Source organism: Sphingobacterium sp. HSC-15S19 (genome assembly GCF_050433745.1).
Taxonomy (GTDB): Bacteria; Bacteroidota; Bacteroidia; order Sphingobacteriales; family Sphingobacteriaceae; genus Sphingobacterium; species Sphingobacterium siyangense.
Map to the genome: position 1 here is coordinate 23766 of NZ_JBNPWQ010000041.1, position 22609 is coordinate 46374.

The following is a 22609-nucleotide window of genomic DNA, read 5'->3' on the forward strand; positions in this document are numbered from 1 at the left end:
TAATAAAAAAAAATTGATCGGACCGAAGCAATTATGCCCGGTAAGATCCCAGAAAATACCAATTTCTATGAAATTGTCTTTAGCAATTCCACTCTTATTCGCAGCCAATTTGCAGCTGCATGCATTTTCTTTTGGCCAAACTGTCAATCTGAAGCGGAATAATGTGAAGGTGAGTGCTGTCTTGAAAGAACTGCAGAAGCAAAGTGGATACAATATTTTTTACAACGAATCGCTGATCGCAAAAGACGACCGTATCAGCGTCAGCTACCACAATATCTCTTTTGAAGAAGCCCTGAAAGATCTGTTGACGCAGCTTCAGTTATCTTATGTCAAAGCGGATAAAAATATTGTCTTGAACAAAAGAACGGATCAGGCTGTTCGCCAAGCGTCTGCTACGGAGGCTCCCCGGCTTTACCCGGTCAAAGGATTTGTCAAAGACGATCAGGGGCGACCGTTGGACAATGTTACTGTCAGTGAAAAAGGCAATAGGGAGAAAGCGCTCAGCCGCGAGGATGGCAGCTTTCAGATTCAGGTCAGCAGCCGTGATGCTATACTTGTATTCACCATGGTCGGCTATCAGCCGCTGGAAATAGCATTGGCACAGCAGTCAACATTGCATGTGACCATGAAGCCGGCCATCAATGCAATGGAAGAAGTGGTTGTCGTGGGCTATGGCGTGCAGAAAAAAGCGAATCTGACGGGTGCCGTATCGCAAGTCAATGCGGATGATATAGCGTTGCGTCCAAGTGCCAATATAGCAGGTACCCTCCAGGGGCTTATGCCGGGCTTGAATATCCAGCTCAACAACGGCGATCCATCCAAAACACCAGACGTCAATGTTCGGGGATTCAATTCCATCAATGAGGGTGGCCCGCTGGTATTGATCGACGGGATCGAAGGGAATATTACCCGGGTTAATCCCAACGATATTGAAAGTGTTTCCGTCCTGAAAGATGCTGCTTCTGCGGCCATTTATGGAGCCCGTGGTGCTTTTGGTGTTATCTTGGTGACCACGAAAAAAGGAAAGGCAGGAACCGTGAAGGTGGATTATGTCAATAATTTCGCCTGGACTACACCGGCCTCCCGTACCGATTATATCTCTGATCCTTATGTCTACGGGAAAACAGTAGATGCCGCACTGTATGGCTATAACGGCAGTTCCTATACACGCTACAATCCGATGGACTGGGAAGCGATCAAAATGGTGGCTGCAGGTGAGATTGCGCCCTTTCATGAGAAGCAGGCAGACGGAACCTATAAATTTTTCTATAAGACCAACTGGTGGGATTACCTATTTAAAAAATATCAGCCCTCCAATTTCCATAATATCGCCATTTCAGGTGGTAGTGAAAAGTTGAAAGCCTATCTCTCCGGACGTGTATTCAAAAGGGAAACAATCAACAATATCAATGACGATGCGGATATGGACCGCCAGAATATGAAATCCAATCTGGTATTCACGCCCAACAGTTGGTTGGAAATTTCGAACAATACGCAGTTTATCAACGAAAAGGATAAAGAATATGGGGGGTATACCAATGGTCTGGGGGGACTTTGGAGTACAACCACCTGGTATAATCTGATGCCTTTTTACCCCAATTTTGTTGACGGTATTCCAACGGATATCGGTGTGGGTACTGGCGGTCAGGGAGCTAATGCAGGACTGGAGTCGGGAAAAAGCTGGGAGGTGCGCAATAGTGAAGAATTTACAAATACTTTTCGTGTCCTGCTTAAGCCACTGAAAGGCCTACAGGTAAATTTTGATTATAGCAACCGCATCGAAAACTTTTCACGGAGCACACGCCTCAACCCGTTCAGTTACTATTCGGGCAACAAACTCAATTATACAACTGCAGGGCTCAACCGTCTGACAGAATATCGCTGGAAAGACAAGTATAATGCGATGAACCTGTTTGCGACCTACGAAAAAAATGTGGCGCAAAAGCATCAGTTCAAATTATTGGTGGGCTACAATCAGGAATCCTTTGACCGGGACCGTATCGCTGGGGCCATGGACAATCTCCTTATCGAAGATCTATCCAACCTGGCGCTGGGGACCTCCATGTATAGCTTGGCCGGAACGGCTGAAAATTGGGCTATTCAGGGTGTATTTGGCCGTTTTAATTATGCCTACGACAATAAATACCTGCTGGAAATAAATTCACGGTATGATGGTTCTTCACGCTTCCCAAGCGGGAGCCGATGGGGATTTTTCCCTTCCGTCTCATTAGGCTGGCAGCTGGATCGTGAACAGTTTTGGGAATCGATCAAAGGCAGCATACCCAGCTTAAAACTCAGAGCGTCATATGGCAAGCTCGGCAACCAGACCGTAGGGGTCAATACCTTTAAGGAATTGATGACCGTGCAGCAGTTGGCTTGGCTAAATGGGGGCTCCCGTCTTATCGGCGCGAGTACGCCGGCACCATTGCCGAACGTCGTCACCTGGGAACGGACCAAAAGCATTGACTTCGGGGTTGATCTTGGACTGATCCAGAACAAGCTAAATATCAATTTTGACTGGTATCAAAAGGATGTCGAAGGCATGTATCTTCCGGGGCAGCCGCTTCCAGCAGTATTTGGTGCTAATGAACCCCGAGAAAACTACGCTGCTTTGCGTAATAAAGGTTTTGAAGTGGGGGTAAGCTACCAGGACAAATTTGACCTTGCCGGCTCACCCTTTCGCTTTAACATCGCCGTGAATACCACCAATTTTAAAGGGATTATCACGAAATATAATAATCCGCAGGGCCTGTTGAGCTCCTATTACGAAGGACAGGTGCTGGGGCAGATCTGGGGATACCATATCGACGGGCAGTTTCAGTCCGATGCGGAAGCATTGAGTTATCAGAATAGTTTTCAGGATCCACAATTGTCCCTCTCGAAAGTCTATAACGATATTCTGAGCGTATCACAAAATAGTGAGTGGAATATGTTGCGCGGCGGCGATGTGAAATACGTAGATCTCAATGGTGATGGCCGTATCGACAAAGGCGACAACACGCTTGCCAACCACGGTGATATTAAACCCATTGGCAATGCCATGCCTAAATTTCCATTTGGTATCAATATGAGCGCTTCCTGGAATAATTTTGATCTCTCGGCCGCTTTTGCTGGTGTTGCCAAACAGGACTGGTATCCGACGGGGGATTTATACTGGGGATCCTATCAGCGCCCGTATCTTTCCTTTGTACGCAAAGACCTGGTAGATAATGCATGGACCCCGGACAAGAAAGGGAACAGGTATCCACAGATCTATCGGGGATACTCTTCCCTGCAGAGCGGAAGGTCGCTATACGAACTGAACGATTATTACCTGACCAATGTTGGGTTTCTGCGGATGAAAAATTTTACGTTGGGCTATACCTTGCCGCAGCAATGGACAAGGCGCTATAAAGTTGAAAAACTACGCTTTTACTTCAGCGGCGAGAATCTGTTGACCTGGAACTTTGGCAATCTGACAAAGTATATAGATCCCGAACAGGCAGGTGCAATGATCAATTATAATTCGCCCGCAAGTGCCAATGATCCTGCGGATTCCTCGGAGCGGGGGCTGCTACGGGACTATCCCATGGGTAAAACCTATTCTTTTGGTTTAATGCTTACGCTTTAATACTTGACAACGCAATGATAATGAAACTTACAACAAACAGCTATAAACTACTTGGTCTGTTGATCTTACTATCGCTGGCAGCTTGTCAGAAAGATTATTTGGACCGTCCTTCGGAGGACCAGGTAGAAGCACCTTATTTTTTCAATACAGCAAAGGATCTGGAGGTTGCCACCAATGATTTTTACACTTTTTTGCCCAATGAATCCTGGTATACAAACGATGGGAGTTCGGACAATATGATCCCCCTTACGGTGGCCGACCGGATCAAGGGCAATCGAACTGTCCCCGTGGGAAGTGGTTCGGGCGGTTGGTCCTGGAGCCAGTTGCGCAAGATCAATTATTTTCTGGCCAACTACCATAAAGTGCCCGACGCTGCGGCACAAAAGAAATACGGCGGCATAGCCCGTTTTTTTAGAGCAAATTTTTATTACGATAAGGTGAAAACTTTCGGTGACGTGCCCTGGTATGGAAAAGTGCTGACTGCCAAAGATGACGATCTTTTCAAGGCCAGGGATTCACGGCAGCTGGTGATGGATTCCATTATGGCTGATCTGGACTATGCTATTGAAAATATACCAGCCGAAAAACAGCTTAACTTAATCACTAAATACACGGCACTGCTGCTGAAAGCAAGGGTGGCGCTCTTTGAAGGAACGTTTAGAAAATACCATCAGATCGCGGGACATGAAAAGTTCCTGAATGCGGCGGTCAGTGCATCGGCCGAACTGATGAATTCTGGCGCCTATACCTTGTACAGCCAGGGGGGAGCAGATCAAGCTTATCGGAATCTGTTTGCCCGCAATAATCAGGATCAGGTGGAGACTATCCTTGCCATTGATTTTGAATTGGGCATGCGTGTGCATGGCCTTGGCTATTCCTTTACCTCGGCAACTTCGGGAGCCTACGGGATCGCCAAAGATATGATCAATAGCTATCTGATGAAGGATGGGAGCCGCTTTACCGATAGAACAGGTTACAAGACCATGGAATTCTATCAGGAAATGCAAAATAGAGATCCAAGGCTTACACAGACAACTGCGGGGCCAGACTTCCGTGCCAATGGAGAAACAGCAAATGAGCCTGTCAACTTGACGATCACCACGACAGGCTATCGCCTGATCAAGGCCTTGCCTGACAAATTGCAATGGGGCGTATCGGCCTCCTATTTCGATGTCATCTTATTCCGGTATGCAGAAGCACTGCTGATCAATGCCGAAGCAAAAGCCGAACTGGGGACGATCAGCCAAAGCGACCTTGACCTGACCGTCAATAAGCTGCGTAGCCGCGCGGGGATGCCGATGCTATCTCTAGCGGAAGCGAATGCCAACCCTGACCCTTATCTGCTGGCCATGTATCCGAACGTCGATGGTGGAGCATTCAGGGGAGTACTATTGGAAATACGGCGCGAAAGACGGATTGAATTGTTCAACGAAGGGCAGCGCTGGGATGATTTAATGCGCTGGAAAGCTGGATCCAAACTCAATCAGCCTATTGTCGGCGTTTATTTTCCTGGCGTTGGAGCCTATGATTTTACAGGGGATGGCAAGGCCGATGTATATGTCCATACAGGCAATACATCGGGTGCACCGGGTACGGTGACCACCTTGATCAATATCAATCAGCGGACACTTTGGGACCCAGTTTCGAATACACAGAATGCCAATAAGGGGTCACTTGATCCATTTTATCAACGGGGTAAGTTTGATGAAAAACGTGATTACTATGCACCGATCCCAATCGAAGATATCAAGTTAAACCCAAATTTGAAACAAAATCCTGAATGGGAAAAATTATACCGATAACATGAAACAACTTATTTTTATAGCGATCCTCTGTTGTCTATTGATCCCAGGATATACGTACTGTCAAAAACAGGGTGGGCCTGATTATGCAGTTGGCTATTCGCTCGATATCCGGAAGATAGCATTGGAAAAACTCAAGGCGGACAAAGCAGCTGGTATGGATTACATCGAGATTGCAGGGCTCGGTAGCTTCGTCAATGCAGACCTCAGTTTAAAAATCCCGCAGGCTGAATGGTTGCTTAAATGCGATTCGTTGGCCATTGTACTGAAAAAAGCTGCGGTGAAGGTATGGTCTATCCATATGCCCTTTTCCGCCAAAATAGATATCTCTACGCTGGACGAACAGCAGCGGCAGCAGGTGATGCGAATGCATTTGCAGCTACTGGAAGGTCTTTACCGTCTTCATCCGCAGGTGATTCTGTTTCACCCTTCTTATTACCTTGAGCCCAACAAACGCGCCGCCCGCAAGGAGCAGCTGGTACGTTCTGTCAATGAGTTGTACACGGCGGTATCGGGGGCAGGGCTTCAACTCGTCATCGAAAATATGCTCGGGCCTTCGCTGACGGTAGGGGAGCGGGAACGACCCCTACTGCGGACCGTAGAAGAATGTCAGGAACTTTTTGCCCGCTTTCCTGATCAGGTTGGCATTGCAGTGGATATGAACCATATTGCACATCCCGAGCGGCTGCTTTTGGCTTTTGGACCGCGCGTCAAGACGCTTCATGTCGCGGATGGGGATGGAACAAAGGAAAGTCACTACCTGCCTTGTAATGGTAAAGGGCAGAATGACTGGAATACCATATTGGCCGCACTGGAAAAAATTAAATATAAAGGTGTATTCATGTTTGAGTGTCATTATGAAACCACAGCCCAGCTGATTGAATGTTACCGTCAGTTGCAGCAGATTTATAGCAACACAAAACAATAAGTAGGTTCAAAAAACATTGATTATAATGAAAAAATCGTTATATATTTTTATGGTTCTTTTGTCTGCCTTAGGCATACAGAGCTGTAAAAAAGATAAAATCGAAAGTGAGCAGCGGCTCCTGGTCGATCGGGATTATATGGAGGTCGGCAGTAGGGCCGATACCTATCAGTTGGACATCTTGGCGAATGCAACGATTACCGTCAGTAGCGACAAAGACTGGATCAAACTGGATAGTACGGTGTATCCCAAAGGGAAAAATAAGATCCGGTTTTCTGTTTCGAAAAATTCGGAGGATGAACGTTCGGCGACTTTGCTGCTCAGGCTGAACGATAATGTATCGCAGGAGATCTTGATTTTGCAGGAATCCGGAAAAGTGCCCGTTTTTTATGTGACTCCCGCAGGTAAGGGAGATGGCAGTTCGTGGAGTAGTGCTACAGATCTCGATCAGGCACTCGAAAAAGCAACGACAGGCAGTACCCTATTCTTGGCCGAGGGAACCTATATTCCAACTAGAACCATTCGCAATGGTGATGTGAATGAGGAATCCGATAAAACCATAGAGATCGCAAAGAATGTCAGCCTAATAGGCGGATACGCGGCCAATGCCAAACCTGGAGATCAGCCCAATCCGGCTTTGTATAAAACCATCTTTCAGGGGAAGCTTTCCAGTGGAAAATCGGTGTTTCACACAGTCACAGTGACGGCAACCCCGGATCCTGAAAATCAGGTTATGCTGGAAAATATCAGCATCAAAGGGGGAAATGCCACCGACCGCAGTGCCAGTACAACGATCGATAACGTAAAATTCAGCCGTGGCCAAGGTGGCGGTATGTTGATTGGGATGGCTCGGCTCCTGCTCAAAAATGTGGATGTGGTCGACAATAAAGCGAGCGCAGATAAGGGAACTGCAGGTTTTGCTGCCGGCATCTATGCGTTTTCAGGTGCCCAGCTCAGATTGGAAAACTGTCGCATCAACAATAATAGCAACAGCGGAAATAATGGCGGCGGACTATGGATCGCCGATGGTTCACTGATTGCCTACGATAGCCAGTTTAATCACAATAGCGCCAAAGGCACTGCAGGGGGCGTACACGCCTATCCAAACGCGGATATCACACTCTATAATTGTGAGGTGATCGGCAATTCAAATACATCCTATGGAGCGGGTGTTTATCTGCGTGAAAAATCAAAAGGGATATTTGTTAATTGCGTGCTGGCTGAAAATTCCAGTACATCAGCCAATGGCGGCGGCGGACTGATGCTGTATGATAACAGTCAGGCAGACGTCATCAGTACCACCATTACCAAGAATACCGTTGTTGGTCCCGGAGGTGGAATTTATCGACGCAGCAATGTCAACAACCTGACTTTGATCAATTCGATCGTATCGGGCAATACCCAGGCGGGCAGTTCTACCGATGTTGATGCCTATTCAGATAACATCGCTGTCGTCCCACGGATACAGCACTCGGTTGCAGCGAAAGCGGTGTATGCTGCTGATGGAAGCATTGTTCCAAAGCTAAGCTTTGAACCTGCGACCATGCTGAATCCGGATTACCTGCCCATAGGTACCGAAAACCCGTCCATGAGCTATGGTTTAAGCTCATCCGGACTGTTTGAGCTTGCCAATAAATACACGCCGGTATTGGACGATAGTCGCATGCAACAAGATATCAATAATAACCCGCGCTCTTCTAGCTGGATGGGCGCAAAAGTGAAATAAGATGAAACAATTAAGCTGTCTAATTATCCTTACCATACTTTTATTGGGCAACAGCTGGGCTGCTGAACACAAGAATATCCTATTGTTATTAGGTTCAGCCGATCCTAAGGTACTGGCCCAGCGGGTAGATGTTGCTGCGCAGCTCTACCGTATCCGGCCGATGGATGCTATCGTGGTGTCTGGAGGTTGTGGTGCGCACGGTTCCAAGATCTGCGAAGCTTCGTCCATGGCGCTGCAATTGGCCAGTAAGGGCGTGCCCGCGGCATCGATCTTTAAGGAGGAAAACTCCAAGACGACGGTGCAGAACTATATTTTTAGCAGGCGCCTCAAAAATAATGCTGGCGAGCGAATCATCCAGCCTGGAGATACGGTTTATGTCGTTTCGAACCACTGGCATGCGATCGCTGTTGCTGCCCGCCTGGAAAAATACGATGGCGTGACAGCGAAGTTTTTTATTGAAGGTGCTATACAGCCCAAAAAAGAAGATCGTCTTGATTATGCCGGAATATTTAACGCTTACGATGACAATCACCTTTTTACGTTAAAAGGAACCTGGCTGACACCGGAAGCGGTATGGACAAAAAAAGACAGTACTTGTTACCTCACGCAGGATATCGTCTACACAACGGATGGGGCTAACAGCAGCTATAGCGTCAGTCCTGTGGAAAAGCTGTTTCCTTTTCTGAAAGGCAGCTCAGAGTTTAATCCGCCAGTATATATCGATGACCCGGCTGCATGGTATGTCCTCTTTGATGGCTATTGTCGTAAAGTTTCAAAAAAAGATTACAAGGTACTGGAAGAACAGCCTATTCAGGAATGGTTGAAGCTGCCAGACACATTGAACTGGAGCCAAATCAATACCGGGTATATGCAGGGAAAATCAGTGGTACTGATCGGAAAGGACAAGGTGCTATTGGCGGAGCGAAAAGGGAAAGCCTTTCAGAATGTCCAGGTAACTGTGCCGCAACACTATTTTGTCAACTGGCCCTATAGCTGGGGCGCGGGCAATGTCAGTGCGGCAAGATTGCTGCCGGGAGAAAATAAGGTCATCTTTTACCGCAATATGGAGTCTGCCGTATGCACTATTGACCAGAAAACAATTGAAAAAGCGATTCCATTAAAATTAAAGTGGATCGGTGAAATAAAGTAAGAACAGATGAAAAGAAATTTTATATACAGCTTATTGCTGCTTTTTCTTGTTATTTCATGCAAGAAAAATGAGGGCGGAACACAGCTGCCCTATGATTATAGTATTCCCCAGGAGGAAGACCTGGCGGAGATTATCAATACGACTGCCTGGAATACAAAAACTGTTGCCGACGGTGTCGTGTGGAAGTATTACCAATTTCCGCGGATATTTGATTCCAAACAATATGTCAATGTATTTGAGATCGATCTGAAGAAAGGCATGCAGCTGGAAATTCCCTATGTGAAGACCGGATTTCTAAAAACAAGTGCTGCTGCCACGGCTAAGGGCGCTTTGGTTGCATTCAATGGCAGCTACTTTAATACCAGTACAGGCGGATCAACCGTATTTTTCAAATACGATGGTCAGGTGATTAATCAGACTGTGAATGGATTTAATAGCTACCGTGAAAACGGGGCATTTACCTTTACCGGGCAGAACTATCAGATTGTGCCGAAGCCGGCAGGAGGCTGGGGGACCCTGAGTGCTACAGCCGCACTGGCTGGTGGTCCGCTTTTGATGCAGGATGGTCAGGTGTTGGAGCAGTTGAACGTAGATTTCAATACCAGTAGACATCCTCGTACTGCAGTTGGACTTACCAAGGACAATAAGATGATTGTAGCTGTTATCGATGGACGTTCGTCGCAATCACAGGGACTGACGATACCCCAGTTGGGCGAGTTAATGGCCGCCTTGGGCTGCACTTCCGCATTAAACTACGATGGCGGCGGTTCCTCCACGGCCTGGGTGAAGGGCGAAGGTGTGGTCAACTATCCTTCAGATAATGGAAAGTTTGATCATGAAGGTGAACGCGCTGTAGCCACGGTATTTACAGTGAAATAAAAGTTCGATCATTTTAGAGGTAGACGGCTATCTTATCGATAACATGAGATAGCCACTATCAAATTAGAATGATTTCTATTGTTATTAATTGAAACATCATGAAAAAAAAGACAGGTATCCTATTCTTCCTCGTCCTTGTTTGCGGCTTGGTATCTTCATACGCCCAACAGGTTATTCCCTCTGCTAAATTTGCGCTGCAGGGAAGAGCTTTTGAAAATGCGCCAAAATTTCATCGGATAGATACAGCGAAGTACAGCGAACTTCCGGCTGCGGTAAAGAAATTATATACCCATGCTGCAGGAATGTTTATTACGTTTAAGAGCAATACCAGCAAATTATCTTTACGCTGGAAGACGGCTGATGCAGAGTTAGGGAATAATTCCACGCCGATAATGTCGCGGGGTTTCGATGTATATGTAAAAGAAGCCAGCGGCTGGCGATTTGCAGGGGTAGCCCGTCCAGATCTTAACCTGGCGGAAAGTAAGGCTACGCTGGTCGAAGATATGGCGAAAACAGAAAAAGAATTTCTTATTTATTTTCCGCTATATAAAGAGCTATTGGATTTTGACCTGATTATTGATGACAAAGCCAGCTTTGTTGGTACCAGACAGTCGTTTGCTAAAAAGGTCGTGATCTATGGCTCCAGCATTGTTCATGGTGCTTCCGCAAGCCGTCCGGGATTAGCCTATCCAGCGCAATTAGGGCGCGAGTTGAATGCTAACGTGATTAACATGGGCGTGAGTGGCAATGCCCGCATGGAGCCTGCTGTGGCCGATATGCTGAGTGCTATTGACTCCATGGATCTGCTCATTATGGATTGTGTGCCTAATAGTAGTCCCGACGAAGTTAGGGAGCGAACGTTTAATTTTGTGGAACGGATCCGTCGGTCCCATCCCCAGTTACCCATATTGCTGATAGAAAGCATTACACGTCAGGTCGGCAATTATAACTTAAAATGGCATGCGCGGTTGACCGAGCAGAATAAGAATTTTAAGCTAGAGTATGAGCGATTGCTGCAGGCAGGTTATAAAAACTTGTATTATATACCCACGGATCATTTGATAGGCGATGATTCCGAAGGAACAGTGGATGGCACCCACCCTACGGATGTAGGATTTGAAAGGATGCTTAAAATAATCGGGCCTAAAGTAGAAGCTATCCTAGAAAAATAGTCCGTAAATCTTCACCCGCTCCCACCACTACTCCGGAAGTAATCGCTGACTTTCGGAAACACAATGTCATAGGGTCCTGTCAGGTCGCAGACTCAGCCTTGTATTTTTAAATCCATTAAAAGCCATCTCTAGCGCTGTGGCTCTTTAACGTCAAAAGGGCCTGATTTTCATCAGACCCTTTCTCTTAGCGTTTTCTTGTGCAGTAATTTTTATGTTTCCTATCGTTTCCTCTTTTTTGTTTCGTCATCCAATGTTTTTGAAGACAATTGGATTTTCACTGTACGACGCCAATTTTTATGTTGGTCCTTTCTTTCGAAAGGCAGCTTGTGGCCGTTTTGTATTGTAAGAACAGTAGTCGGTTTGAAATAGTTTTATTGGAGTGAATTTTTACTAAATGTTCTACTTATTTAGGATTCTCTACGCACTGCGTAGAGAATCCTAAATCTGATACGCAGTGCGTAACGAATTTTCAGTATTTCATTAAGACAAAGTCAAATTACTATTCAAACCTTTACATCAATAGATGATATAAAGGCACTTATCATAGACCATCATTTTAAGTTCTCCAGGACAAATCCAACCCAATCTTTTTGGTGAATTGAAGGGTCGAGGTAATGATCTGGCTGTAGGCCCACATTGTCAATTGCCATTTCAGGGATCCGGTAGCTTTTCGACCTGCAGTACCACAACTGAAATTCACCACTTGGAGAAATGGCGTGGTGCATATTTGAAATATCCAAAGAGCCATAGGTACTTTTTCCATAAAGTTTAACCTTTGCGCTCTGTTTTGTCTCGAGCAGAAACTGCTCGGTTGTACTTCCACAATATTCGTTTATCAATACGGCTACCTTTTGCGGAAACGGAAGGATTCGATCCATACTATCAATAGAGATCATATTTTCTTTAACCCGAACATATTTGCCGAGATTTAAGTTCAGCTTGTCATAAATCTCCTTAAATTCTTTCCTTGATTTTTCGTCATATAGGGTATCCTTGGAGAGCGCCAGCAAAGCAGCGTTGTTCAACTCTGTGGAAAGCAATTCCAAGCCTACCGTTCTAATAGGATTAGTATATAGATAGGGGATCAGTGCAGAATATGCATCATCGGATCCGCCTCCATTGTTCCTTAGGTCTATGATTAGATTTTGGGTATGAATAATTTTTTCATGGTTTACACGCAGAACGCTATCGATAGATCTTTTATTAGACATCGCAAAACTCGGTATACGGACATATGCTGTCTTGTCTGAAATTTGTTCAAAGTAAGGACCACTGGAATATAAATAGTTTATATAACTTTTTACAAGAGGTGTGTCCTCAAATGATTTGGATTTGCGTACAAAAAAAGCCATACCATTGATATGGATAATATTGTTTCCGATAAATTCTACTGATACATTCTCTCTTGCATTAAAGTTTCTCATCCAGATTGTTGCTTGATAGTTTTCTCCGTTTTTATATAGTTTGAATTTTACCTGACCTTTATTCCAAGGTGTCCCTGGCGCATCCAGCACAAGGCCAGCATAGCCACTATCGGTAGGAACTATAGCAACTTTGTAGGGAGCGCTTTCCCATATGCCAATAGGTGAGGGGGCGCTCTCATTGTCAATCATACGATTGAGCTCTTTTTCCTTTAAGGTTACTTTTTCATGCATTCTGACTTTATTTTTATCTGGCTCAATGAGTTGCACAGGTTCATTATCCTTTTTTAGATCAACAATTCCAAGATGTCCCTTCCTGAAGAATTTAAACCATCTATAAATCAATTTTATACAGTCAGCTTTGTTTGTGGCAGTTTTAGCCATATTCATTATTTCCGCTGTATGAAGGTCATAGGCTTGTTGCCCTTTTTCTTTTAATATGTACTCAAATCCAGCGTCGTTTTTTTCGAAAGTGTTCTTGATCCATGTAAATTCAGCATGACAATCGCATTGAGATCCTGCTAACAATTTGTTATTAGAGAGCAAAAAGGAATTGGACAGAATAAACCAAAATAAGATGTTTCTAATGACTTTCATAAGGACTATAAATGTTATTTTATTGGATGTAAATTTTTATTTTGTTTCAAAAAAACGATTCTCAATAGTCGATCCATTTTAGTAACATGTTGATATAGAGTGTTAAAGCAAGGTAAATTAGTTCGGTAACTGTTCGGAAGTGGACATAACCGTTCGATAATGATCAGTAATTTTTTTATTTCCTCATTTAAAAGTGAAGATAGCTTTCACCTCCCCATTCCCGCCATTCACCGAGTTTTCCTGTCCGTTGGTCTAAAGCCCATAGGCTAGGGGCGTATTGTGTTGTAGTTTTGAGTCAACAAATAAGAACAACAGAACTAACAATATAAAAAAGACATTATGAAAACTCTAGTAAAAACATTCGCAGCAGCAGCTTTAATCGCAGTATCCACTTTCGCTATGGCAGCTGAAGGATCAGGTTCAAAATCTGAGAAAGCAACCATTAATCTTTCTACAGCAGACTTCGCCCTTGAGCATTATGTTGCCGTCACAACCGAAGGCGAATCAGCAGGCGTAGAGCAATTGTTCGCTGCTGATTTCAACCAAAAGATCCAATCTTCCAATGCACAATCTCATAGCCGTGAAGCAGTGGTTAAATCTCTGAAAAAACAAAAAGGTGAGAAGCTAAACTGTACAGTTAGTACTGACATCATCGAGGAGTCAACAGACTATATGGTGGCAAAAGTGACCATGGAATTTGAAAACTTCACCAAGACTGACCTTGTGACTTTGGTACGCGAAGGCAACAACTGGAAAGTATCCAAATCAATCAATTCGTATAAATAGTACCGTATCACTGGTGGTTTACCAATCATAAAAAGACAAACCACTAGTGAATCATATATTTATTAAGGCCACGTCGAGAGATGTGGCTTTTTACTCTAAAAATTTATCAAGCGTCTTTTTAGTTATATTCTCACTTAATGATTTCAGAATTTTACCTGTTTCATCTAGCATAATGAAATAAGGTATTTTTTTTGAATGGGTATAATAAGTTTGGATATTTCGATTTTTGGCACCTCTATTATCAGCGTTTTTTACAAAATTTGGATTCTGTTGCAATTCCTTTGTTGTCAGTTTACTTGGGTCGTCAATAAGGATGGCTTTAAAGACAAATTTACTGCGGATATATTTCATTAAGTTATCGTTACTTAGATACATTAGTTCAGCCTCTAGCTTTCTGCTTGTGATATCAGTCCAACCAGAAAAATAGAGAATGACCCTTTTGTTTTGTTCTTTAGCTGCCTGTATCACCTCCGCAAGAGCGCTGTCCTGGTTATCATCCCAAAGTATTTTTTTCTGTGGTTTTGGGGGAGTCATTAGCTTTTGCTGATTTTTAAAAATGGCCCAAGCTTGGTAATAAGTTATCTCACCGATTTTATTTTCCTTCATAAAATTATAAAAGGACTCCAATTCACCTTTGTCGGTTGCTGATCTGTCCGTTTCAAAAATATCAAGAAATAATAAACTGTCCTTTGACCATTCTTTCAGATTAACCGTACGTGACCTTAATGTTTTGTTGGCAATATGGAATTTCAATATGGTTGGGTATTCAGGCGACGCTTTGAATTCTTTTATTTTATTGAATACCTCGCGATACGTAATCTGCTTATTGGGCTCTTGCATTGAAGGAGCTATCAATGTATTAAATACTCCGGGCAAAGATGTTGCAATTTCTAGTGCGACAGAGTCGAGTCCGCATGCTCTTAGTTTGGAGAAATCTTTGATTAAGCTGTCTAGTTCGGCCGGAGAATAGCTTTTATTCTCAAACTTTTTTTTAAATAGTGAAGTACAATTAATCTGGGCTGTACCATAATTGTACAATAAGAAGTTCGTTAAGACACAAAGAAATAATTTTGACATGGCTTATTTATGATTTAGTCTACTCCGCTTTAATAGCATATTTATGATCTCGAATAGATTTACTTTTAATGAATATACAGGTATTACTGTTTAATTCATATTCCGATTCACGCTCTAAATTTCCATGTATTTAGGACTAATGGTTAAATCTTTAAAGTTTTTCCAGAACGAGACAACGTTGCAATAACTACTGATGGCGAATCAGTAGATGTAGAGCAATTATTTGCAGCTGATTTCAATCAAAAGATCCAAGCAACAAATGCGCAGTCTCATAACCGTGAAGCGGTCATCAAATCTCTGAAAAAACAAAAAGGCGAAAAGCTAAACTGCACAGTAAGCACCGACATCTTAGAAGAATCTGCTGACTATATGATCGCTAAAGTGACTCTAAAGTTTGAAAACTTCACCAAAACAGATCTAGTTACTTTGGAGCGTGTGGGTAATGACTGGAAAGTATCCAAATCGATCAATTCGTATAACGTAATATCCAATAACTGGTGGTTTGCAAGTCATAAAAAGGCAAATCACTAGTGAATCATCTATTTATTAAGGTCCGTCGGGAGATGTGGCTTTTTTAGTTTTGTCCACTTGCTACTAATTGTCAATTGTTTTTTTAAATATTTCTATAATTTTCTACAACGATAAGATCAATATCATCATAATCTTTGGCAACCCTGTTAATAGTAGCTTTTACATCGTCCCAAACTAAACCACCCAACCCGGCCCCAATTTTGGGCAGGGCTATTTTTTCGATGCCATTTTGGCGGGCATATACAAGCATTTTTAGAAGAGAATCTTCAATTGCTTTAAGCTCTGCTTTGGTTTTCCAGGTCTTTTGAGTGCCAAGATTGAAAATAGTGCCTTCACCATAGTCGTAAGAAAAAACATCCCCAAGAGAGAAATCACCATCTTTACAACGCTTTTTATATTCCAAATACATTTGATTATATTTTTCTTTGAATTGTAAAGCGATTCCTTTCCCCATTGCTCCAGCACAATTACAACCATGAGCATAATTTTTTACATCAGGTAAATTGAATATATTTCCAGAATCCAGATATGTAACCATTTTCTTTTTTTTAAATGCGTAATAGTCCAATCATTCAGCTTCGAGGCCGAATTGTTGGGAGGATGAAGATGAACAAAATTATCCTGAAATGCAACTTGCTTCACCTCCCTATTCCCTCCATTCACCGAGTTTTCCCGATTGTTGGTCTAAAGCTGATAGGCTAGGAGCTTATTGTGTTGTAGTTTTGAGTCAACAAATAAGAACAACAGAACTAACACAATAAAATAAAGGCATTATGAAAGCATTAGTAAAAACATTCGCAGCAGCAGCCCTAATCGCAGTATCAACTTTCGCTATGGCAGCTGAAGGACCTGGAGCAAAAGCAACAAACGCTAACATTAACCTTTCTACAGCAGACTTCGCTTTAGAGCACTATGTTGCGGTAACCACAGAGGGCGAATCAGCAGGAGTAGAGCAGTTATTCGCCGAAGATTTTAATCAAAAGATCCAAGCTACCAATGCGCAGTCTAACAGCCGTAGCGAAGTGGTTAAATCCTTGAAAAAACAAAAGGGCGAAAAGCTAAACTGTACAGTAAGCACAGATATCATCGAAGAATCCGCAGACTATATGGTGGCTAAAGTAACGTTGAAATTTGAAAACTTCACCAAGACGGATCTCGTTACCTTGGAGCGTGTGGGGAATGACTGGAAAGTATCCAAATCGATCAATTCGTATAAATAGTATTTAATAATTAGTTGTCTGCTCGGTAGCAGACAACTAGTGAATCATATGTTTAAGTTTAGTTTAAAGGCCAGGTCGCGAGATCTGGCTTTTTTATATTATAACTGGTAAAATATACAATAAATCATACTAAGGTTAAAAGCTGAATGGCAAATTATTGCGCCCCAAATGGCTCCGGATTTCACTTTGAAGAAGTAAAACAGTCTGCTTACAAAATACATCGAAAAACACCATATGACAGTAGGTATAAAAAGAAGATGCCAGGCGTCGAGCAGGTATATTAATCCAAAGTGTGCGATATGGGTTAAGGCAAACGCCGAACTATCTAGTATTGATGCTCCACGATTCCCGAATCTCGAAACAAAGGTTTCATGAACTATCCCTCTAAAATAAAGTTCTTCGCCAAAAGGGCTAAATAACATTCCTGTGCCAGCCATGATGAAGAACATTTGCCTTTTTCCCTCTATCGTTAAATCTGTGGGAATCTTATAGGACTTTGAGATATATACATACCAGTTTTGATAGCTGTCCTGATAAAGGGATTTACCCAAGAGGAATAACAGGTAAGCATACAAACAACCGCTAATAAAAGCTATGGATAACCACTTATAACTTTTAGGTTTGTTCCAGCCAATAGCCTTAATTCCCTTTTTATTTAAGAATATGAAAGGAACAATAAATGATACCAGCATTATTAATCCGATAAAACGATAATCGGCATATTGGTTAGCATGGAGCACCATAATAAATCTTGGTACACAAATTATTAGAATTAGAAATAACCCAAACTTCCAATTGAAATCGAGGATACTTTTCCAAAAAGATCTTAAATAAGATTGCATAAAAGATATATTTCTAATGGGTTACTATAAGATAGCAAAAAACTTTCTCTTTTCACCTCCCCATTCCCGCCACTCACCGAGTTTTCCCGATCATTAGTCTAAAGCCCATAGGCTAGGAGCCTATTGTGTTGTAGTTTTGAGTCAACAAATAAGACCAACAGAACTAACACAATAAAATAAAGACATTATGAGAACACTAGTAAAAACATTCGCAGCAGCAGCCCTAATCGCAGTATCAACATTCGCTATGGCAGCTGAAGGAGCTGGAGCAAAATCGTCAAAAGCAAACGTTAACCTTTCCACCGCAGATTTCGCTTTAGAGCACTACGTTGCGGTAACTACAGAGGGAGAATCAGCAGGAGTGGAGCAGTTATTCGCCGAAGATTTTAATCAAAAGATCCAAGCTACCAATGCGCAGTCTAACAGCCGTAGTGAAGTGGTTAAATCCCTGAAAAAACAAAAAGGGGAAAAGCTAAACTGTACAGTAAGCACAGCTATCATTGAGGAATCGGCAGACTATATGGTGGCTAAAGTAACCTTGAAATTTGAGAATTTCACCAAGACTGATTTAGTTACTTTGGAGCGTGTGGGCAATGACTGGAAAGTTTCCAAATCAATCAATTCGTATAAGTAGTATCCAATAACTAGTGGTATGCCGTTAACAAAAGACAAACCATTAGTGAATCATATGTTTATTAAGGCCAGGTCGAGAGATGTGGCTTTTTTACGTCAAAAGGGCCTGATTCTCATCAGACCCTTTCTCTTAGCGTTTATTTGTACAGCAATTTTTATGTTTCCTATCGTTTCCTCTTTTTTGTTTCGTCATCCAACGTTTTTAAAGACAATTGGATTTTCACTGTACGACGCCAATTTTTATGTTGAACCTTTCTTTTGAAAGGCAGCTTGTAGCCGCTTTGTATGGTAAGAACAGCTGTCGATTTAAAATAGTTTTAAAAATAAATGTTTCGATTTTTTAAATTGACATTTTTGAAATAAGCTCTTACTTGTTAGACATTATTATCGAATTTCTAATCCAAATATCTCTTCGCTATTTTTTCTATTAGCAATTTGATATCATCATAGCGGGCGATGCTCAAAAGCCAATCTTCAGGTATACTTTCCAGCCCATAGTACAAACCAGCTAATCCGCCCGCAATCGCAGCCCCGGTGTCTGTATCTTCACCAAGGCTTACAATAGATAATACAGTGTCTTTATAGTTGTCTTTTTCCATAAAAACCCATAGGCTTGATTCTAGACTATCGATCACATAACCGCTGGACCTTAATTGATTATGTGTCTTAGATCGGATGTCATGCAAAATGGTGCTATTAAAATGAATTATTTCCGACTCAGGGAAATTGATGTCCGTCCAGAACTTTGAAACTTGATTCCGCATTTCAGCATAAGCCTGCTCCTTGGCCAAACCTAGCAAAATGAGTTCGGCTAATTTAAGATAGATAAAACATGCCATTGCAGCGCGTATGTGCTTATGCGTTAGGGCGGAAATTTCCCAAATTTTCTCGAATTGTTCCGACGGGCTAAGTCCTTTGATCTCAAATAAAAGGGGTAATATTCTCATTAACGAACCATTGCCGTTGTCTTGTTCTCTCGCCCGATATTTTAGCAAATGTAGCTCTCCGATTTGCCTGGATCCGATAATATCTTTAAGCTCACCGATCGATTTAGCCGTGGTGATACCGATATCAAAGACTTCTCCTCTTGCTGTCCACAGCTTACCTTCCTTCCAAGCTATAAATTTTTTGGAGATATCTACCAAATCATATCCACCTAACAGCGAGTCTGCAAGACACAAGGTTAAAGATGTATCATCTGACCAGGTACCCATAGGTTGATTATGGCTGCCAAATCCGATCATTTCGGTAGCTGGATTTTTTAGCATTTCTTCTTTCGACCTGAATTCAAATGGTACACCAAATGCATCACCAACCGCGATGCCAAACAATGCTCCATACATTTTATTTTTCGCTTGATTAGCAGCTGTATTAGACTGTATATTCATAAATAATTTGATCGTTGATTCATATCAATATAATAAAAAATATTCACCTCCCTATTCCCGCCATTCACCGAGTTTTCCCGATCGTTGGTCTAAAGCCAATAGGCTAGGGGCGTATTGTGTCGTAGTTTTGAGTCAACAAATAAGAACAGATAAACTAACACTATAAAATAAAGACATTATGAAAACGCTAGTAAAAACATTCACAGCAGCAGCCTTAATCGCAGTATCTACATTCGCTATGGCAGCTGAAGGACCTGGAGCAAAAGCAACAAAAGAAAACGTTAACCTTTCCACAGCAGATTTCGCTTTAGAGCACTATGTGGCGGTAACGACTGAGGGAGAATCAGCAGGAGTAGAGCAGTTATTCGCCGAAGATTTTAATCAAAAGATCCAAGCTACCAATGCACAAAGTAACAGCCGTAGCGAAGTCGTTAAAGCTTTTAAAAAACAAAAAGGCGAAAAGCTAAACTGTACAGTAAGCACAGCTATCATCGAGGAATCGGCAGACTATATGGTCGCTAAAATAACGTTGAAATTTGAAAACTTCACCAAGACTGATTTAGTTACCTTGGAGCGTGTGGGCAATGACTGGAAAGTATCCAAATCGATCAATTCGTATAAGTAGTATCCAATAATTAGTGGTTTGTCAGCTCAGGCAGGCTACAGACCACTAGTGAATCAAATGTTTAAATTTAGTTTAGAAGCCAGGTCGTGAGATCTGGCTTTTTTGTTTTGTCATGCAATGTGCGTTACTCGTTGATTGCCGATCATCAAACTTTAAATTCTGGCGCAATCATCACTTTTTCCTCTTTTACGTTATTCAGGAAATCGCTGTATTTTATAGGTAATTTTTTACGATAAAAATAAAAATAGAAGTCAAATGAACCGCCCACGATCCCATTTCCTGGTGCGTATATAAATCTGTCAATACCTCTATCTACCTCCAGCTCATGATCATGCGTATGCCAGTCTGTATAAGTCCAAAATTGATAACCCATTTTACCATTTTTAAACTTGACGACCTTAGATAAATATTCTCTTCGGTCTCTTAGATAATCGAAAGTAGGATAGTCGTAAGGGGTATTGCCGATAGTGTAAGCAGGAAATTCTTCATGCGGATATCTCTTTTTAAAAATAGCTTCCATTTCAGTAATTTTAATAGGCTCTTGCTCAATATTTATTGTTCCAAACATATTCTGAAAAATGGCAGGCCTATTTCTTATCGCAAAAAATTGTATTAAACAATGTTTGGACGAATAGTATTTGTTGCCAATTTTCCGGATAATTTGATATTCGTCGAAATATTTAGTTTTTGCACCGTATGTTTTATCAAAATCAGCATATGTATTGGCTCTTAATAGCCTTTTAAGGTATTGGTGGGGTATCGTATCATTTTTGATACTATCCAGATGAATTTCAGTCCAATCCCGGTTCCCTTCCAAATCTGGAAGAACGGCAATAAGAATTAGATTAAGGTCTTTGTGATGGCCCAATTTATTTCGATCTATAGCTATACCATCGATGAACGTCAGTGAAAATAGCTCAACGCTCTTCTTGACACCATACAAGTTATCTGTAGATAATTTGTAATTATCTAATATACAGCCCTGTGGATGATCAGGTAATAAGATATATTTCACTTTAGCAGATAAGTTGAGCGAAACAATTAATAGTGGCATCAAAAGCCATAATCTGAACCGTTTAATTACATGTTGTTCCATCTTTTCCTTCGCTATGTTTAATAACTTCGTTTTCACCGCTTCGCTAAAATCATTTAATGAACCGGATTGGGTGAATAGCATTTTTAATGTGATGAGCGATCATTAAACTTTAAATTCTGGCGCAATCATCACTTTTTCCTCTTTTACGTTATTCAGAAAGTCGCTATACTTTACGGGTAATTTCTTTCGATAAAAATAAAAGTAGAAATCAAATGAACCGCCCACGATCCCTTTTCCAGGAACGTATACAAATCTGTCAATACCTCTATCTACCTCTAGCTCATGATCATGCGCATGCCAGTTTGTATAGGTCCAAAACTGGTAACCAGTTTCGCTATTTTGAAACTTGATGGTTTTTGACAAGTATTCTTTCCGATCTCTTAAATAATCAATAGCGCTACTGTAGGAATAAGGTGTGTCGCCGATAGTATATGGTGGAAAGTTAGTGCCGGGGTATCTCTTTTTAAAAATAGTTTCCATTTCTGTAATCTTGAGCGGCTCTTGCTCAATATTTATTGTCCCAAACACATGCTGAAAAATGGAGGGCCTATTTCTGACGGCAAAAAATTGAATTAAACAATGTTTAGAGGCAAAGTATTTGTTGCCAATTTTCCGGATAATTTGATATTCGTCAAAATATTTAGTTTTTGGACCATAAGGGTCATCTAAACCTGAAAGCGTATTTATTCGGAATAATCTATTTAATACCGAAGTTGTAATAATGTCGTCTTTAATAGTATCGAGATTAATTTCTTTCCAATCTGCGCTCCCTAACAAATCGGGGAGGACAGCAATAAGTATTAGATTAAGCTGAGTGTTGGCATTAATTTTATCTTTACTTATTGGATCTGGTCCGTTATGGAATGTGAGTGTAAATAACTCTACATTCTTTTCTATACCGTATAGTTTCTCTGTTGATAATTTGTACTGATCAATTGAATAGTTCTCCGGCTTATCTGGCATAACAAAATATTTTGGTCGGCTAAATAAACTAACATTTACAAATATAAATGACAATAAAAGTAATAATCTGAATCACTTGCGTCCTAAACGTTTAAAAAGTGGCGGTGTTTGGATATAGCAAAGTTGCTATATTTAAATTGCAAAATTATAACACACCGCCATGATA

19 protein-coding genes are annotated in these 22609 nt (G+C 41.8%); 12 read left to right on the forward strand and 7 right to left on the reverse strand.

Annotated features, from left to right (window positions below; all coding sequences use genetic code 11):
- The first annotated feature begins 67 nt into the window (after positions 1-67).
- From L1283_RS24380 to L1283_RS24410, 7 genes are all read left to right on the forward strand, one after another.
- A complete protein-coding gene (locus tag L1283_RS24380) occupies positions 68-3610 on the forward strand; it encodes a TonB-dependent receptor (RefSeq protein WP_429626518.1) in 3543 nt (1180 codons plus the stop codon).
- A gap of 20 nt (positions 3611-3630) precedes the next feature.
- Entirely contained in the window at positions 3631-5412 is a 1782-nt protein-coding gene (locus L1283_RS24385) for a RagB/SusD family nutrient uptake outer membrane protein (RefSeq protein WP_429626519.1), read from the forward strand.
- Position 5413: 1 nt separating this feature from the next.
- Positions 5414-6340, forward strand: a complete 927-nt coding sequence (locus L1283_RS24390) for a sugar phosphate isomerase/epimerase family protein (RefSeq protein WP_429626520.1) — start codon at positions 5414-5416, stop codon at positions 6338-6340.
- Positions 6341-6365: 25 nt separating this feature from the next.
- Entirely contained in the window at positions 6366-8063 is a 1698-nt protein-coding gene (locus tag L1283_RS24395; RefSeq protein WP_429626521.1) for a right-handed parallel beta-helix repeat-containing protein, read from the forward strand.
- A gap of 1 nt (position 8064) precedes the next feature.
- Entirely contained in the window at positions 8065-9213 is a 1149-nt protein-coding gene (locus L1283_RS24400) for a YdcF family protein (protein ID WP_429626522.1), read from the forward strand.
- Positions 9214-9219: 6 nt separating this feature from the next.
- On the forward strand, positions 9220-10092 hold the full coding sequence (locus L1283_RS24405; RefSeq protein ID WP_429626523.1) for a phosphodiester glycosidase family protein: 873 nt from the start codon (positions 9220-9222) through the stop codon (positions 10090-10092).
- Between the two features lie 98 nt (positions 10093-10190).
- The gene (locus L1283_RS24410) at positions 10191-11264 is read left to right on the forward strand and encodes an SGNH/GDSL hydrolase family protein (protein ID WP_429626524.1); all 1074 of its coding nucleotides are present in this window, start codon (positions 10191-10193) and stop codon (positions 11262-11264) included.
- Positions 11265-11815: 551 nt separating this feature from the next.
- Here L1283_RS24410 and L1283_RS24415 read toward each other — a convergent pair.
- Positions 11816-13282, reverse strand: a complete 1467-nt coding sequence (locus L1283_RS24415) for a S41 family peptidase (RefSeq protein WP_429626525.1) — start codon at positions 13280-13282, stop codon at positions 11816-11818.
- Positions 13283-13621: 339 nt separating this feature from the next.
- Between L1283_RS24415 and L1283_RS24420 the strand changes: the two genes are divergently transcribed.
- On the forward strand, positions 13622-14068 hold the full coding sequence (locus tag L1283_RS24420; protein WP_429626526.1) for a nuclear transport factor 2 family protein: 447 nt from the start codon (positions 13622-13624) through the stop codon (positions 14066-14068).
- 90 nt (positions 14069-14158) lie between these two features.
- Here L1283_RS24420 and L1283_RS24425 read toward each other — a convergent pair whose 3' ends face one another.
- A complete protein-coding gene (locus L1283_RS24425) occupies positions 14159-15145 on the reverse strand; it encodes a hypothetical protein (protein WP_429626527.1) in 987 nt (328 codons plus the stop codon).
- A 369-nt stretch (positions 15146-15514) separates the two neighbouring features.
- Between L1283_RS24425 and L1283_RS24430 the strand changes: the two genes are divergently transcribed.
- Complete coding sequence (locus tag L1283_RS24430) at positions 15515-15676, forward strand: hypothetical protein (RefSeq protein WP_429626528.1); 162 nt, start codon at positions 15515-15517, stop codon at positions 15674-15676.
- Positions 15677-15758: 82 nt separating this feature from the next.
- Here the strand turns inward: L1283_RS24430 and L1283_RS24435 are convergent, their stop codons facing one another.
- Entirely contained in the window at positions 15759-16214 is a 456-nt protein-coding gene (locus L1283_RS24435; RefSeq protein ID WP_429626529.1) for a macro domain-containing protein, read from the reverse strand.
- A gap of 235 nt (positions 16215-16449) precedes the next feature.
- Here L1283_RS24435 and L1283_RS24440 point away from each other — a divergent pair, with 235 nt between their 5' ends.
- On the forward strand, positions 16450-16896 hold the full coding sequence (locus L1283_RS24440; protein WP_429626530.1) for a nuclear transport factor 2 family protein: 447 nt from the start codon (positions 16450-16452) through the stop codon (positions 16894-16896).
- A 98-nt stretch (positions 16897-16994) separates the two neighbouring features.
- Here the strand turns inward: L1283_RS24440 and L1283_RS24445 are convergent, their stop codons facing one another.
- Complete coding sequence (locus L1283_RS24445) at positions 16995-17738, reverse strand: CPBP family intramembrane glutamic endopeptidase (RefSeq protein ID WP_429626531.1); 744 nt, start codon at positions 17736-17738, stop codon at positions 16995-16997.
- Positions 17739-17925: 187 nt separating this feature from the next.
- On the opposite strand from L1283_RS24445, the gene L1283_RS24450 reads away from it, so the two are divergent.
- Positions 17926-18372, forward strand: coding sequence for a nuclear transport factor 2 family protein (locus tag L1283_RS24450; protein WP_429626532.1), 447 nt, complete (start codon positions 17926-17928; stop codon positions 18370-18372).
- Between the two features lie 394 nt (positions 18373-18766).
- Here the strand turns inward: L1283_RS24450 and L1283_RS24455 are convergent, their stop codons facing one another.
- Entirely contained in the window at positions 18767-19759 is a 993-nt protein-coding gene (locus L1283_RS24455; protein WP_429626533.1) for an ADP-ribosylglycohydrolase family protein, read from the reverse strand.
- Positions 19760-19937: 178 nt separating this feature from the next.
- Here L1283_RS24455 and L1283_RS24460 point away from each other — a divergent pair, with 178 nt between their 5' ends.
- Complete coding sequence (locus L1283_RS24460; protein WP_429626534.1) at positions 19938-20384, forward strand: nuclear transport factor 2 family protein; 447 nt, start codon at positions 19938-19940, stop codon at positions 20382-20384.
- 145 nt (positions 20385-20529) lie between these two features.
- On the opposite strand, the gene L1283_RS24465 is transcribed toward L1283_RS24460, so the two are convergent.
- Complete coding sequence (locus tag L1283_RS24465; RefSeq protein WP_312748074.1) at positions 20530-21561, reverse strand: hypothetical protein; 1032 nt, start codon at positions 21559-21561, stop codon at positions 20530-20532.
- A gap of 21 nt (positions 21562-21582) precedes the next feature.
- Complete coding sequence (locus tag L1283_RS24470; protein WP_429626535.1) at positions 21583-22443, reverse strand: hypothetical protein; 861 nt, start codon at positions 22441-22443, stop codon at positions 21583-21585.
- Between the last annotated feature and the right edge of the window lie 166 nt (positions 22444-22609).

Coding starts and splice junctions, on each gene's coding strand:
- L1283_RS24435 (WP_429626529.1), bottom strand. CDS start 16,214: ATGGTTACATATCTGGATTCTGGAAATATATTCAATTTACCTGATGTA.
- L1283_RS24405 (WP_429626523.1), top strand. CDS start 9,220: ATGAAAAGAAATTTTATATACAGCTTATTGCTGCTTTTTCTTGTTATT.
- L1283_RS24440 (WP_429626530.1), top strand. CDS start 16,450: ATGAAAGCATTAGTAAAAACATTCGCAGCAGCAGCCCTAATCGCAGTA.
- L1283_RS24425 (WP_429626527.1), bottom strand. CDS start 15,145: ATGTCAAAATTATTTCTTTGTGTCTTAACGAACTTCTTATTGTACAAT.
- L1283_RS24465 (WP_312748074.1), bottom strand. CDS start 21,561: ATGCTATTCACCCAATCCGGTTCATTAAATGATTTTAGCGAAGCGGTG.
- L1283_RS24410 (WP_429626524.1), top strand. CDS start 10,191: ATGAAAAAAAAGACAGGTATCCTATTCTTCCTCGTCCTTGTTTGCGGC.
- L1283_RS24385 (WP_429626519.1), top strand. CDS start 3,631: ATGAAACTTACAACAAACAGCTATAAACTACTTGGTCTGTTGATCTTA.
- L1283_RS24460 (WP_429626534.1), top strand. CDS start 19,938: ATGAAAACGCTAGTAAAAACATTCACAGCAGCAGCCTTAATCGCAGTA.
- L1283_RS24395 (WP_429626521.1), top strand. CDS start 6,366: ATGAAAAAATCGTTATATATTTTTATGGTTCTTTTGTCTGCCTTAGGC.
- L1283_RS24455 (WP_429626533.1), bottom strand. CDS start 19,759: ATGAATATACAGTCTAATACAGCTGCTAATCAAGCGAAAAATAAAATG.
- L1283_RS24420 (WP_429626526.1), top strand. CDS start 13,622: ATGAAAACTCTAGTAAAAACATTCGCAGCAGCAGCTTTAATCGCAGTA.
- L1283_RS24430 (WP_429626528.1), top strand. CDS start 15,515: ATGATCGCTAAAGTGACTCTAAAGTTTGAAAACTTCACCAAAACAGAT.
- L1283_RS24400 (WP_429626522.1), top strand. CDS start 8,065: ATGAAACAATTAAGCTGTCTAATTATCCTTACCATACTTTTATTGGGC.
- L1283_RS24450 (WP_429626532.1), top strand. CDS start 17,926: ATGAGAACACTAGTAAAAACATTCGCAGCAGCAGCCCTAATCGCAGTA.
- L1283_RS24445 (WP_429626531.1), bottom strand. CDS start 17,738: ATGCAATCTTATTTAAGATCTTTTTGGAAAAGTATCCTCGATTTCAAT.
- L1283_RS24380 (WP_429626518.1), top strand. CDS start 68: ATGAAATTGTCTTTAGCAATTCCACTCTTATTCGCAGCCAATTTGCAG.
- L1283_RS24415 (WP_429626525.1), bottom strand. CDS start 13,282: ATGAAAGTCATTAGAAACATCTTATTTTGGTTTATTCTGTCCAATTCC.
- L1283_RS24390 (WP_429626520.1), top strand. CDS start 5,414: ATGAAACAACTTATTTTTATAGCGATCCTCTGTTGTCTATTGATCCCA.
- L1283_RS24470 (WP_429626535.1), bottom strand. CDS start 22,443: ATGCCAGATAAGCCGGAGAACTATTCAATTGATCAGTACAAATTATCA.